Here is a 13019-nt window from a genome sequence, read left to right on the forward strand (position 1 = left end):
GTTTCCTAATTGTTATCAAATTGTTAGGCAAGCCTACTACACAATTCCTTAACCTAGCTTTGCCCTGAAATTCCGGGGAAATGCCCCGGATAAATAAAAAAGCCCCTTCTTATGAAAAACAGAATACTCCTGTTTTTGCTGCTCGGCTTTGTGCTTTTCACGGGTAGAAATAGCGTCCTGGCCCAAGGGGTCACCACCTCCGCCATGATGGGCCTGGTCCTCGACAGCAAAGGCCAGCCGGTGCCCGGCGCTACGGTCGTGGCCACGCACCTGCCCTCGGGCACCAAGTACGGCATTGCCACCCGCGACAACGGGCAGTACAACCTGCTGAACATGCGGGTGGGCGGCCCCTACGAGCTGAAAGTGTCGTTTGTGGGCTCCCAGACGTACACCGCTACCGGCATTCAGCTGGTGCTGGGCAAGACCTTCGACAGCCGCGTTACGCTCACCGACGACACCCAGGCCCTGGGCGAGGTGGTCATCAAAGGCAACCGCGACGGGCAGATCAACAAGGACCGCACGGGTGCCTCGACCAACATCAACAACACCGCCATCCGCACGCTGCCTACCATCAGCCGCTCGCAGGAGGACTTTACCCGGCTCACGCCCCAAAGCAGCGGCCTGAGCTTCGGGGGACGCAACACGCTCTACAACAACTTCTCCCTCGACGGCTCCATCTTCAACAACTCCTTTGGCCTCGACGCGCCCACGCCCGGCGGCCAGACCAACTCGCAGCCGGTGAGCCTCGACGCCATCGAGCAGCTGGAAGTGAGCCTGGCTCCCTACGACGTGCGCCAGGGCGGCTTTACGGGCGCCGGCATCAATGCCGTGACCAAGAGCGGCACCAACGCCATTAAAGGGACGGTGTACACGTATGTGCGCAACGAAAAGCTGATCGGCAGGAAGGTGGGCGACGTGAAAATTTCGAACCCTGATCTGAAGTTCAACCAGACCGGCTTCGCGGTGGGCGGCCCCATCATCAAAAACAAGCTGTTCTTCTTCACCAATGCCGAAGTCACCCGCCGCGACGACCCGGGCGTGACCTTCCGGCCCGCCCGCGACGACGCCGAGGCCGACAAGGCGACGAATGGCAATGCTCCCGGGGTAAGCCGGGTGCTCGAAAGTGACCTGATTGCCATTCGCCAGCGCCTGCTCAGCGTGTACGGCTACGACCCGGGCGACTACCAGGGCTTCAAGTACCGCACCTCCAGCGACAAGTTCCTGGTGAAGCTCGACTGGAACGTCAACGACAAGAACACCTTCTCGCTGCGCTACAACTACCTGAAAAGCTTCCGTGAGCAGGGACCCCACCCCAACGCCATTTCCCCGTCCAACTCGACGCGGGTGCAGGGCGTGAGCGTGCTGCAGTATGCCCACTCGGGCTACACCATCAACAACGACCTGAACTCGGTGGTAGGCGAGCTGAACTCCCGCTTCGGGGAGAAATTCAGCAACAAGGCCCAGCTGAGCTTTTCGGCCTTCCGCGACTTCCGCGAGCTGCCCGAGGCCAACCTGTTCCCGATGATTGACATCATGCGCAACGGCACCACCTACGCCAGCGTGGGCACCGAGCAGTTTTCGGCCGAAAACCGCCTCGATCAGAACATCACCCAGTTTACCGACAACCTGAGCTACTTCGCCGGGGCGCACGTGCTGACGGCGGGCCTGACCTACGAGCGGTTCAGCTTTGTGAATGCCTTTAACCTGCAGCGCTTCGGCTACGGCCGCTTTGAAGTCGAAGACTTTTTCAAAGTAACGGACCGCTCAAACCCGGCTTTCATCGACTTCAACGCTACGGCCGCTGCCGGAGCCCGGGCCCGCATCAAGTCCGTCGACGTGAACGTGGCCCAGCTCGGGCTCTACGCCCAGGACGAGTGGACGGTGACGCCGGTCTTCAAGCTGACGGCCGGCATCCGGGCCGACATGCCGATTTACGACACCGAGGTAGCCCCGAATCCGCAGATTGCCGCCGCCACCTTCCTCGATTCGGAAGGCCAGCCCGCCAAAGTAGACCTGACGGCCTTTCCGAAAGCTACCCCGCTGTGGTCGCCCCGCATCGGCTTCAACTACTCCGTGGAAGGCGACTATACTACCCAGCTGCGCGGCGGAACGGGCATTTTCACCGGCCGCATTCCGTTTGTCTGGATCAGCAACCAGGCCTCCAACACCCAGCTGGACAACGGCTACACCTTCCAGATCAATGGCACGGCCCGCAACTTTAAGTTTCCGCAGGTGTGGCGCTCCAACCTGGCCGTCGACCAGGTACTGCCCGGCGGCGTGGTGGCCACGGTCGAAGGTATTTATTCCAAAGACCTGAATGCCGCAATTCACCGCAACTACAACCTGGTAACGCCAACCAGCCGGGCCGCCGGGGCGGATAACCGCCTGATTTACCCCGCCACCGGAGCGTCGCTCAACACCTTCACCGGCACCGATGGCAACCCCATCTTTCTGGAGGCGGGCGTAATCGTGCTCGAAAACACCAAGAAAGGCTACCAGTACTCGCTGACGGGCCAGCTGAAGAAGGACTTTGAGAATGGCCTGTTTCTGAGCACGGCCTACACTTTCTCGCGGGCCAAGGACGTCACGTCGAACCCCGGGGAAATTGCCGGCGACGCCTTTCAGCGCAACCCGATTGTGGGCAACGCCAACCAGCCCCAGCTGGCTTACAGCGACTTCGGCCTGCAGCACCGCATCATCGGGGCGGCCGGCAAGCGCTTCAGCTACGCGCAGGACCACCTGGCCACCACGGTCAGCTTCTTCTTCGAGGCCGCCCAGGGCAACCGCTTCACCTACACCTACGCCGGTGACATGAACCGCGACGGGTTTTCCGGCAACGACCTGGTTTTTGTGCCCGCCTCGCAGGACCAGATCCAGCTCGTGGACTACACCAACAGCCGGGGCGCCGTCGTGACGGCCAACCAGCAGTGGCAGCTGCTGAATGCCTACATCGGGCAGGATAAGTACCTCAGCACGCGCCGGGGCCAGTACACGGAGCGCAACGGCAACCTGAGCCCCTGGTACACCCAGCTCGATGCCAAGCTGCTGCAGGATTTCTCCCTGATGATCAGCCAGCGAAAGCACATCTTCCAGCTCAGCTTCGACGTGCAGAACCTGGGCAACCTGATCAGTTCCGACTGGGGCGTACGCCAGATTGTGACCACCAACCGGCCGCTGGAGTTTGTGGGCTACCAGGCCGGCACCAGCGTGCCGACCTACCAGTTCCGCGGGGGCAACCAAACTTTTGCCAACAACACCGACCTGAACAGCCGCTGGCGCGCCCAGGTGGGCCTGCGCTACATCCTCGACTAAGCAAGGTAAAATCCAGCACCAAAAAGGCCCGGCAGGTATCTGCCGGGCCTTTTTGGTGCTGGAAGGAAATTTGGCTACAGGGCTTCCTGCAGGGCCTCCTGCAGGGCCTCCGCCACGCGGCGCAGATCGGCCTCCGTCATGGCCGTGCCGCTGGGCAGGCACAGGCCGCGGGCAAACAGGTCGGCGCAGACCGCGCCGCCATACATGGGCGTGTGCTCGAACAGCGGCTGCAGGTGCAGGGGCTTCCAGAGCGGGCGGCATTCGATGTTGCGGGTTTCGAGGTGTCGGCGCAGGGCTTCGGGCGTGACGGCCGTTTCATCCGGATTCAGCAGGATGGTGGTCAGCCAGCGGTTGGAGCGGCTGCCGGGGCGCTCTTCCGCCAGGGCCACCGTCAGGCCCGGCAGGTTAGCCAAGTGCTTCCGGTACCAGCCAAATATTTCCCGGCGGCGTTTCACCCGCTCATCGAGCAGCTCCATCTGCCCGCGGCCGATGCCGGCCAGAATGTTGCTGAGCCGGTAGTTGTAGCCGACCTCGGAGTGCTGGTAGTGGGGCGCGTCGTCCTTGGCCTGGGTGGCCAGGAAGCGGGTTTGCCGGTCTAGCGCGGCATCGTTGGTGACCAGGGCTCCGCCGCCGCTGGTGGTCAGGATCTTGTTGCCGTTGAAGGAAAACACGCCGACCGTGCCAAAGCTGCCCAGCGGCTGCTCGTCGAAGCGGGACCCCAGGGCCTCCGCGGCATCTTCCAGAACGGGCAGCGCATACTCGGCGGCCAGCGCCAGGATTTCGGGCAGGCGGGCCGGCATGCCGTAGAGGTGCACCAGCAGCAGGGCCTTGGGCTTTTTACCCCGCGCAATCCGGTCGTCCAGGGCTTCCCGCAGGCGCTGCGGGCACATATTCCAGGTTTCCGCCTCACTATCGACGAACACCGGCGTGGCTCCGCAGTACAGAATCGGGTTGGCCGTGGCCACGAAGGTGAACGAGGGGCACAGCACCTCGTCTCCCGGCCCCACGCCCAGCAGCAGCAGCCCCAGATGGATGGCCGCCGTCCCCGACGACAGCGCCACGCAGTGGGCCACGCCGGCGGCCTGGCAGATGTCGGCCTCGAAGCCCGCCAGATTGGGCCCCGCCGGGGCTACCCAGTTGTCTTCAATGGCTTTATGGACGTAGTTCAGCTCGTGCCGGCCCAGGTGGGGGGGCGAAAGATATAGGCGGTCGTAGTCCTGGCTACGCATGGGTTCCGTTTTTAATTACCCGGGCCGGCACGCCAACGGCTGTACAATCGGGCGGCAGGTCGCGGACGGCCACGGCGCCGGCGCCCACAATGGTGCGGGCACCCACGCGCACCTGGTTGATAACGGTGGCATTGGTGCCCAGATAGACCATTGACTCCAGGTGCGCCTCCCCGCCGACGTTGGCGTGGGGCATCAGGGAGCAGAAATCCTCCAGCACCGCGTCGTGGCCGATGGTGCAGCCCAGGTTGAGCAGCACATGCCGCCCTAGTTGGATATCGGTGGTCAGGATGCAGCCCTGGGTGATGATGCAGCCTTCGGAAATGTGCAGCTGCTGATAGGGCGCCTGCGCCACGCTGGGGTGAATCAGGGAGGGAAACGACAGGTGCGGGGAGGTGAGGCGGGCCACCACGGTGGTGCGGGAATGGCTGTTGCCCACGGCCACGGCCACGGCTACGGCTTCGGGGGTGGCATTGAGCTCCGCTATGGAGCCCAGGTAGGGCAGGGGCAGGGCAGCGGCGGGCCGCACGTCGTCGTAGAAGCCCAGCAGGTTCCAGGTAGGGTGGTGGTCGTTGAGCTGCTGCACCAGCACCCGCACTTCCCGACCCAGGCCGCCGGCGCCCACTATCACCAGGGGCCGGAGTGGCGGGTCGTCTTCGTCGTGGTATTCGGAAAAGAAAAGCTGGGTCATAAGGCGGAGTTCGAAGAGGAAGAAGGAGCGGAGCCGCGGAAGGCTTCGGTGGTAGCCTGGCCGGGCGCGCTGATGCCGTGGGCCCCCAGCACGCGCCGTCCGGTGCGTAGCAGAATACGCAGATCGAGGCCCAGGGAGAGGTTGTCGACGTACCACACGTCGTAAATAAATTTCTGCTCCCAGGAAATGGCGTTGCGCCCGTTCACCTGGGCCCAGCCCGTAATGCCGGGGGTCACGGCGTGGCGGCGGGCCTGCTCGGCCGAATACAGGGGCAGGTACTGGGGCAGCAGCGGGCGGGGGCCGACGAGGCTCAGGTGGCCGCGTAGCACGTTCCAGAGCTGGGGCAGCTCATCAATGGAAGTAGCCCGCAGCCAGCGGCCTAGGCGGGGCAGGCGGGCCGCGTCGGGGAGCAGCTGGCCGTGGGCGTCGCGGGCGTTGGTCATGGTCTGGAGCTTGTAGAGCGGGAAAAGGACGCCCTGCCGGCCGGGGCGCAGCTGGCGGAACAGCACCTGCCCCCGGTTCTGGAACGCCAGCGCCAGGGCCGCCGGCAGCAGCAGCGGCAGCGTGAGCAGCGCCAGCGGCAGGGCCAGCAGCACGTCGAGGCTGCGCTTGCCCCAGGCGCGGTACCAGGTGGTGGGGTGGGTGGTGAACATACGCAGAAGCCAGGGCCGACAGACTTGGGCCGGGGTCAAAAATATCCTTTTTCTGCTGCCGTGCCGTAGCTTGCGGCCCCGCGCCGCGGCGGAGCGCCGTTTGCTGCCGCCGGGTCGGGCCCGCCTTGCCCGCTGCCGCCTATGCTCGTCTTCCCCAACGCCAAACTCAACCTCGGCCTCTACGTCACGGGCCAGCGCCCCGATGGGTTCCGCAACCTCGAATCGGTGTTTGTGCCGCTGCCCTGGTGCGATGCGCTGGAAGTGGTGCCGGCGCCCAAAGATCAGCTGACCCTGACCGGCCTCCCGATTCCCGGCGACCCGGCCACCAACCTCTGCCGGCGGGCCTACGCGCTGCTGGCCGCCGACTTTGAGCTGCCGCCCGTGCATCTGCACCTGCACAAGGCCGTGCCCATCGGGGCCGGACTGGGGGGCGGTTCCGCCGACGCCGCGTTTGCCCTGCGGGCGCTGAGCGAGCTGTTTGCCCTGCCGCTGACCCTGGACCAGCTGGAAAGCTACGCCCGCCGCCTGGGCTCCGACTGCGCCTTTTTTATCCGCAACCAGCCGGTATTGGCCTACGAGAAAGGCGACGTTTTTCAGGCCATTGACCTGCCTTTGGCCGGCACCGCCTGCAAGGTCATCTACCCCGGCCTGCACATCAGCACGGCCGAGGCGTATGCCCGCGTCACGGCCCAGCCGCCCCGCCACGACCTGCGCCAGAGCCTGGCCCGGCCCATGGAAACCTGGCGCGAAACCGTCAGCAATGACTTCGAGGAAGCCCTGACGCCGTTGTATCCGGTGCTGGGGGAGCTGAAGCAGGCCCTGTACGCGGCCGGCGCGGCGTACGCCAGCCTGTCGGGCTCAGGCTCGGCGGTGTACGGGCTGTTTCCGGGGCGGGAAGCGGCGCCGGCCGTGCCGGTAGCGGCCGGGCACCTGGTCTGGGACGGAAGGCTCTAAGGCGAACTATACTACCGCCTCGGCCGCCTCAGCCCTGCGCTGGCGGCGCTTCATCCACTGGTCCAGCACGGGGTGAATCAGGACGCTGAACAGGATAACCAGCGTGCCCAGGTAGAAGCCCCCGGACAGCCGCTCACTGGCAAAGCCCGGCACGTGCAGCCAGAACAGAATAACGGCCAGGATGATACCGTACACGGGCTCCAGGTTCACCGTCAGGTTGACCACGAAGGCCGACAGCCGCTTCATCAGCTCGACCGAGGAGGAAAACGCGTACACCGTGCACACCCCGGCCAGCAGCAGCAGCCACAGCCAGTCGTAGCCGTGCCAGGTGAGCTGCAGGCCCGCGCCGTCGGTAAAATAGCGGGCGTAGAGCGGCATAAACAGCACGATGCTCAGGCAGGCCCCCAGCATTTCGTAGAACGTAAGGCGCAGGGGCGGGTGCTGCTTGACCAGCCGCGAGTTCAGCACGCTGAACAGGGCCGACAGCCCCGCCGACACGATGGCCACGCTCAGCCCCAGCAGCTGGCCCAGCTCGGCCTGCGACACCAGGTAGAGCCCCACCATGGTCAGCAGGCCCAGAAAAACCTCGTAGGCCCGGATGCGGCGCCACAGCAGCAGGGGCTCCAGCAGCGAGGTCCACAGCGCCAGGGTCGCCATGCCGGCCAGGCACACGCTCACCGACGAGAGGCGGGCGGCCAGAAAGAAGGTAATCCAGTGCGCTGCCACCAGCGCGCCCACGCCCAGCAGCCGCGCGGCATCGGCCCCGGGAATGCGCCAGGCTTGCTTGCGCAGCGTGAGCAATAAGGCCAGGCCGGCGGCGGCCAGCAGGGTCCGCCAGAATACCAGCTCTACCGGCGGCACCGAAATAAGCTTGCCCAGAATGGCCGTGAAGCCCCAGAGCAGGACGATAAAGTGCAGACGCAGGTAGTCTTTGAGCATGGTCGGGCGTGGCGCCCGCCGCTGCTGGCGGCGGGCTGTTTTTCGGGGCCAGAAGCGAACAGCCAGCAGCTGCCAGCCCAAGGCTTTTACTGGGGCACAAACCGGTACAGGGCCGCCCCGATACCGGTAAAGACGATGCTGGGCACCCAGGCCGCCAGCATCGGGGGCATGTCGCCGACCTGGGCCAGGTTGCGGCTCAGAATCACGAAGATGATGAAGATGAAGGCCAGCACGAAGCCCAGCGCAATCTGCCCGCCCACGCCGGCCCGCGACTTGCGCGCACTCAGCACCACGCCGATGGTGGTCAGGATGAAGATGGCGTAGGGGTAGGCGTACCGCTCGTATTTCTCGCTCAGGTACACCTGCGTGTCGTCGGCGCCCCGCTCGATTTTCTGCTGGATGTAGCCGTTCAGCTCGGGCAGGGTCAGGGTTTCGGAGAGGCGGTAGGTGCTGGCAAAGTCCTTGGGGAACAGGTTCAGCGTGGTGTCGCGGGGGGGCACGGTGCGCAGGCTTTCCTGAGCGCCGTTGAAAGTGCGCACCAGCTGGGGCGAGAGGTGCCAGGCCCGGCGGGTGGAGTCCCAGCTGATGGCGTCGGCCGTCATGCGCCGCTTCAGCAGCGTGCCGTCGATGGTTTCCAGGGCGAACTTGTAGCCGATGTTGCTGGTGTTGTCATAGCTTTCCATGTACACGTAGCTCTTCGGCCCGATCTTGATGTGGATGTTGCGCGCGTCGTAGCGGAAGGGGTTTTTGATGTACTTCTTCTCGAACTCCACCCGCGTCTTGTTGGCTTTGGGGATGCCCCAGCCCGTGAGCCCGAACGTGACGGCGCTGATAACGGCGGCCCCCATCCAGTAGGGCAGCAGCAGGCGTTTAAAACTCACCCCACTGGCCAGAATCGCCACAATTTCGGTGCGGGCCGCCAGCCGGGCCGTCACGAACACCACCGAAATAAACACCGTAATCGGGCTCAGCAGGTTGGCGTAGTAGGGGAACAGGTTGAGGTAGTACTCCGAAATAATCTTGCCCGCCGACAGGTCGTGCTGGATGAAGTCGTCGTTTTTCTCCGTGAAGTCAATCACGCAGATAACGGCCACCAGCACCACGACCACGAAGAAAAACGAGGTCAGGAACTTCTGGATAATGTACTTGTCGAGCAGCTTCACGTTGGTTGTTGGTTATTCGTTTTTGGTTTTTGGTTGTTTCGGGAAACTAGTCGGATGAAGAAGAATCCAGCTGGTGCTGCCGGTAAAGCCAAAAACCAGCCACGAAAAACCAACAACCAATCATTACAGCCGCGTCATCACCTGCTTCACCATCTTCTCCTTCCACTCGCGGAAGGTGCCGGCCACGATTTGCTCCCGCGCCTGCTTCACCAGCCACAGGTAAAACGACAGGTTGTGAATGGAGGCAATCTGCGGGCCCAGCATCTCCTGGCTCTGGAACAAATGGCGCACGTAGGAGCGCGAGTAGAACGTGCTGACGTAGCCACCCAGCGTGGCATCAATCGGCTCAAAATCGAGCTGCCACTTCTTGTTGGTGATGTTGATGATGCCTTGGGTGGTGAAGAGCATGCCGTTGCGGGCGTTGCGGGTCGGCATCACGCAGTCGAACATGTCCACGCCCAACGCAATGTTTTCGAGAATATTGGCCGGCGTGCCCACGCCCATCAGGTAGCGGGGCTTGTCTTTGGGCAGAATGTCGCAGACCAGCTCGGTCATCTCGTACATCTGCTCGGCCGGCTCGCCCACGCTCAGCCCGCCGATGGCGTTGCCCTCGCGCCCCTGCTCGGCCACGAACTCTGCCGACTTGATGCGAAGGTCCTTAAAGGTGCTGCCCTGCACAATCGGAAACAGGGTCTGCTGGTAGCCGTAGTGGCCCTCGGTGCTGTCAAACTGCGCAATGCAGCGCTTCAGCCAGCGGTGGGTCATGTCGAGCGAGCGGCTGGCGTAGTCGTACTCGCAGGGCCAGGGCGTACACTCGTCGAAAGCCATGATGATGTCGGCCCCGATGGTGCGCTGAATGTCCATCACGCCCTCGGGCGAGAACAGGTGGGACGAGCCGTCGATGTGGGAGCGGAACTTGACGCCTTCCTCCTTGATTTTGCGCGTGCCGCTGAGCGAGTACACCTGGTAGCCGCCCGAGTCGGTGAGAATGGGCCGGTCCCAGCCGTTGAACTTATGCAGGCCGCCGGCGGCGCGCAGCACGTCCAGGCCCGGGCGCAGATACAGGTGGTAGGTGTTGCCCAGAATGATCTGGGCCTGCACGTCGCTTACCAGGTCGCGCTGCTGCACGGCTTTCACGGTGCCGGCCGTGCCCACGGGCATGAAAATGGGCGTTTCGATGGCCCCGTGCGCGGTGTGCACGACGCCGGCGCGGGCTTTGGTTTGCGGATCGTGGGCGACGAGGTCGAAGGTCATAGAGCTTGAGTTGCCAGTTGCGGGTTGCCAGTTGCCAGTTAGCAGACGTTCCTTAAAAGAACAAACTGGCAACTGGCAGCCCGCAACTGGCAACTGATATGACTGCAAAGGTAACCCGCGCCCCCGGTTCAATGCGTACTTTCGCGGGCCCAATCCTTGCTCCCTCGTTTTGCTGATTCCCTTTTCTCCCGTTCTGTGGCTGCTCGCGCTGTGTGTGCTGGTGCAGCTGTATTACGTGGGCTATTATTTTCTGCCCTTTGCCCGCCGGCCCGCCGAGCCTACGGCGGCCGCGGCGGCCGGGCCCGTGTCGGTGCTGGTGTGCGCCCACAACGAGCTGGAAAACCTGCGCCGCCTGCTGCCGCTGCTGCTCCAGCAGGACTACGCGCCGGGCTTCGAGGTTATCCTCATCGACGACCGGTCCGGCGACGACACCTCCCCCTACGTGCAGCAGCTTACCCAGTACTATCCCAACGTGCGGCTGGTCTCGGTAGACCGGACTCCGGACGGACTTTCGCCCAAAAAATACGCCCTCACGCTGGGTATCAGAACGGCCCGCCACGAGCAGCTGCTCTTCACCGATGCCGACTGTATTCCGGCCACCAGTCAGTGGATCAGCCACATGCAGCGCGGCTTTGCCCGGCCCGCCGAGTTGGTGCTGGGGTATTCACCTTACGTGCCCGGGCCGGGCTTTTTAAATAAGCTGATCCGGTTTGAAACCTTGCTGACCGGCGCGCAGTATCTGTCGTTCGCGTGGCGGGGCCGGGCTTACATGGGCGTGGGCCGCAACCTGGCCTACACCCAGCACTGCTTCCGCACCACCAAAGGCTTTGCTTCCCACATCCGCAGCCTCGGCGGCGACGACGACCTGCTGGTGCAGGACGCCGTGCAGCACGGGCAGCGGGCCACGGTGGTAGCCGAGCCGGCGGCCCACACGCTCACCGAAGCGGCCCCGACGTGGCGCGCGTGGTGGCGGCAGAAACGGCGGCATCTGTCGGCGGGCAGGGGCTACCGGTTGGCGGATAGGCTGCGGATTGGAAACTTTATTGGTGCTAATCTGCTTTTTTATATCACTGCAGTAGCGTTGCTGTTTTCCCGCGCCGATTGGGTACCTTTGGCCGTCTTGTGGGGTGCGCGCACGGCAGCCATTTGCATCACGTATGCGAAGCTCGGCCGTAGGCTCGATGATCCGCTGCCGGCCGTCTGGCTGCCTCTACTCGACGTTGTTTATTTTTTTCACTATCTCGCCTTGGGAATTTCATTGTTCCTCTACCGCAACCTCCGATGGAAGTAAACAATCAGGAAATTCAGAAACAGTTCTCGGCCAAGGCCAAGCACGACTTCAAGCTGATTCGGGCCGCTGTGGAGCACGGCGACGAGAAGGCCTATGCCGAGCTGATGCAGATCTACAAGAAGCCGGTGTATCACGTGGTGCTCAAAATGGTGCGCAACCCCGATGATGCCGAAGATCTTACCATCGAAGCCTTCGCCAAAGCCTTCCGGAACCTGCACAAGTTCAACCCCGAGTACGCCTTCAGCACCTGGCTGTTCCGCATTGCCACCAACAACTGCATCGACTTTATTCGCAAGAATAAGATCAAGACGATGTCCATCGACTCGGCCATCAAGATTGACAACGGCGACGAAATCACCATCGACTTCCGCGACCATAACCTGAACCCCCAGGAGACGGCCATCAAAAACCAGAAGATCGAAATCATGCAGCACGTGGTGGCCCGCCTGCCTGACAAATACCAGCGTCTGGTGACGCTGCGCTACTTCGACGAGCTGAGCTACGAGGAAATTGCCACCGAGCTGAAAGCCCCGCTCGGCACCGTCAAGGCCCAGCTGCACCGCGCCCGGGAGCTGCTTTATGACATGGTGAAAAACAAGAAGCACATCATTTAAGGTACTGCTGCTTGCTTTGCAAATACTGAAGCCCCGGCGCGAGCCGGGGCTTTTTTGTGAGCTGATAAACTAGAACGTCATGCGGTGCGAAGCCGAGGTATGTCGCGTGCTGATGGCTGAGTACCAACTCAACAAAGCAGGCGAGATACCTCGGCTGCGCTCGGCATGGCGTTTTGTATATGAGTCACTACCGCACATCCCTATCTTTGCCCCAATGGATATCCTCGCCCACTACTTTCCCGACCTCACCGAGGTCCAGCGCCGTCACTTTCAGCGCCTCGACACGGAGTTTCGCAGCTGGAACGAGCGCCTGAACCTGGTCGCCCGCACCGACGTCGACAACCTGCCCGAGCGGCACTTTCTGCACTCGCTGGGCATTGCCAAAGTCGTGCAGTTTGCGGCCGGCACCTCGGTGCTCGACGTGGGCACGGGTGGCGGCCTGCCCGGCCTGCCGCTGGCCATTCTGTTTCCGGAAGTGAAGTTTCACCTGGTAGACAGCATCGGCAAGAAAATCCATGCCGTGCAGGAAATGGCGGCGGCCATCGGGCTGCACAACGTGACGGCCGAGCAGATCCGCGCCGAGCAGCTGCGCACCAAGTACGATTACGTAGTCAGCCGCGCCGTGGCCCGCCTGGCCACCTTCCACACCTGGATTGCCCACCGCTACAAGCCCCAGCCCACCGCCACCGGCGGCCTGTATTACCTGAAAGGCGGCGACCTGACCGAAGAAATCGAAGAATCGGGCCTGAAAGCCACAATTCACGACCTGAGCGACTTTTACCAGGAAGAGTTTTTCGAGACGAAAAAGGTCGTGTTCGTCCCCGTTACGGAGTAGCGCGCTGGGCCCGCCGCCGTGCCAGGGAAAGCTAGGTGTATAGTCCCAGAGTGTAGTGGGGTATCTTTCGGGCGAGCCATCCAGCAA

11 protein-coding genes are annotated in these 13019 nt (G+C 63.1%); 5 read left to right on the forward strand and 6 right to left on the reverse strand.

The window, feature by feature from the left end:
• The first annotated feature begins 111 nt into the window (after positions 1-111).
• A complete protein-coding gene (locus ABD842_RS06420; protein ID WP_345111660.1) occupies positions 112-3312 on the forward strand; it encodes a TonB-dependent receptor in 3201 nt (1066 codons plus the stop codon).
• A gap of 74 nt (positions 3313-3386) precedes the next feature.
• On the opposite strand, the gene ABD842_RS06425 is transcribed toward ABD842_RS06420, so the two are convergent.
• Genes ABD842_RS06425 through ABD842_RS06435 form a run of 3 tightly spaced genes read right to left on the reverse strand, consistent with a single transcriptional unit; the run spans position 3387 to position 5882 of the window.
• Complete coding sequence (locus ABD842_RS06425) at positions 3387-4541, reverse strand: DegT/DnrJ/EryC1/StrS family aminotransferase (protein ID WP_345111663.1); 1155 nt, start codon at positions 4539-4541, stop codon at positions 3387-3389.
• Positions 4534-5229 (reverse strand): acetyltransferase, encoded by a 696-nt coding sequence (locus ABD842_RS06430; RefSeq protein ID WP_345111665.1) that lies wholly within the window; start codon positions 5227-5229, stop codon positions 4534-4536. The genes ABD842_RS06425 and ABD842_RS06430 overlap by 8 nt, the downstream gene beginning before the upstream one ends.
• Complete coding sequence (locus ABD842_RS06435; protein ID WP_345111668.1) at positions 5226-5882, reverse strand: sugar transferase; 657 nt, start codon at positions 5880-5882, stop codon at positions 5226-5228. The genes ABD842_RS06430 and ABD842_RS06435 overlap by 4 nt, the downstream gene beginning before the upstream one ends.
• 141 nt (positions 5883-6023) lie before the next feature.
• Here ABD842_RS06435 and ispE point away from each other — a divergent pair, with 141 nt between their 5' ends.
• Positions 6024-6836 carry a 4-(cytidine 5'-diphospho)-2-C-methyl-D-erythritol kinase gene (gene ispE / locus ABD842_RS06440; protein WP_345111671.1) on the forward strand — a complete coding sequence of 271 codons (813 nt, stop codon included), beginning with the start codon at positions 6024-6026 and terminating at the stop codon, positions 6834-6836.
• 6 nt (positions 6837-6842) lie between these two features.
• Here ispE and ABD842_RS06445 read toward each other — a convergent pair whose 3' ends face one another.
• The 3 genes from ABD842_RS06445 to tgt all read right to left on the reverse strand — a co-directional run bounded on the left by ABD842_RS06445 (position 6843) and on the right by tgt (position 10192).
• Positions 6843-7775: a DMT family transporter gene (locus ABD842_RS06445; protein ID WP_345111674.1), complete on the reverse strand. Its 933-nt coding sequence runs from the start codon at positions 7773-7775 to the stop codon at positions 6843-6845.
• A gap of 86 nt (positions 7776-7861) precedes the next feature.
• Complete coding sequence (locus ABD842_RS06450; RefSeq protein WP_345111677.1) at positions 7862-8938, reverse strand: LptF/LptG family permease; 1077 nt, start codon at positions 8936-8938, stop codon at positions 7862-7864.
• Between the two features lie 123 nt (positions 8939-9061).
• Positions 9062-10192, reverse strand: a complete 1131-nt coding sequence (gene tgt, locus ABD842_RS06455; protein WP_345111679.1) for a tRNA guanosine(34) transglycosylase Tgt — start codon at positions 10190-10192, stop codon at positions 9062-9064.
• A 169-nt stretch (positions 10193-10361) separates the two neighbouring features.
• On the opposite strand from tgt, the gene ABD842_RS06460 reads away from it, so the two are divergent.
• The 3 genes from ABD842_RS06460 to rsmG all read left to right on the forward strand — a co-directional run bounded on the left by ABD842_RS06460 (position 10362) and on the right by rsmG (position 12932).
• Complete coding sequence (locus ABD842_RS06460) at positions 10362-11483, forward strand: glycosyltransferase (protein ID WP_345111683.1); 1122 nt, start codon at positions 10362-10364, stop codon at positions 11481-11483.
• A complete protein-coding gene (locus tag ABD842_RS06465) occupies positions 11474-12097 on the forward strand; it encodes an RNA polymerase sigma factor (RefSeq protein ID WP_345111686.1) in 624 nt (207 codons plus the stop codon). The genes ABD842_RS06460 and ABD842_RS06465 overlap by 10 nt, the downstream gene beginning before the upstream one ends.
• A 214-nt stretch (positions 12098-12311) precedes the next feature.
• Positions 12312-12932, forward strand: coding sequence for a 16S rRNA (guanine(527)-N(7))-methyltransferase RsmG (gene rsmG / locus ABD842_RS06470; protein WP_345111689.1), 621 nt, complete (start codon positions 12312-12314; stop codon positions 12930-12932).
• Positions 12933-13019 lie beyond the last annotated feature (87 nt).

It is taken from the genome of Hymenobacter algoricola (assembly GCF_039539525.1).
GTDB lineage: Bacteria > Bacteroidota > Bacteroidia > Cytophagales > Hymenobacteraceae > Hymenobacter > Hymenobacter algoricola.

Bases quoted from the DNA above. Each gene is read 5' to 3' on its own strand.
- ABD842_RS06465 (WP_345111686.1), top strand. From the start codon at position 11,474: ATGGAAGTAAACAATCAGGAAATTCAGAAACAGTTCTCGGCCAAGGCC.
- ABD842_RS06430 (WP_345111665.1), bottom strand. From the start codon at position 5,229: ATGACCCAGCTTTTCTTTTCCGAATACCACGACGAAGACGACCCGCCA.
- ABD842_RS06435 (WP_345111668.1), bottom strand. From the start codon at position 5,882: ATGTTCACCACCCACCCCACCACCTGGTACCGCGCCTGGGGCAAGCGC.
- ABD842_RS06420 (WP_345111660.1), top strand. From the start codon at position 112: ATGAAAAACAGAATACTCCTGTTTTTGCTGCTCGGCTTTGTGCTTTTC.
- tgt (WP_345111679.1), bottom strand. From the start codon at position 10,192: ATGACCTTCGACCTCGTCGCCCACGATCCGCAAACCAAAGCCCGCGCC.
- rsmG (WP_345111689.1), top strand. From the start codon at position 12,312: ATGGATATCCTCGCCCACTACTTTCCCGACCTCACCGAGGTCCAGCGC.
- ispE (WP_345111671.1), top strand. From the start codon at position 6,024: ATGCTCGTCTTCCCCAACGCCAAACTCAACCTCGGCCTCTACGTCACG.
- ABD842_RS06445 (WP_345111674.1), bottom strand. From the start codon at position 7,775: ATGCTCAAAGACTACCTGCGTCTGCACTTTATCGTCCTGCTCTGGGGC.
- ABD842_RS06425 (WP_345111663.1), bottom strand. From the start codon at position 4,541: ATGCGTAGCCAGGACTACGACCGCCTATATCTTTCGCCCCCCCACCTG.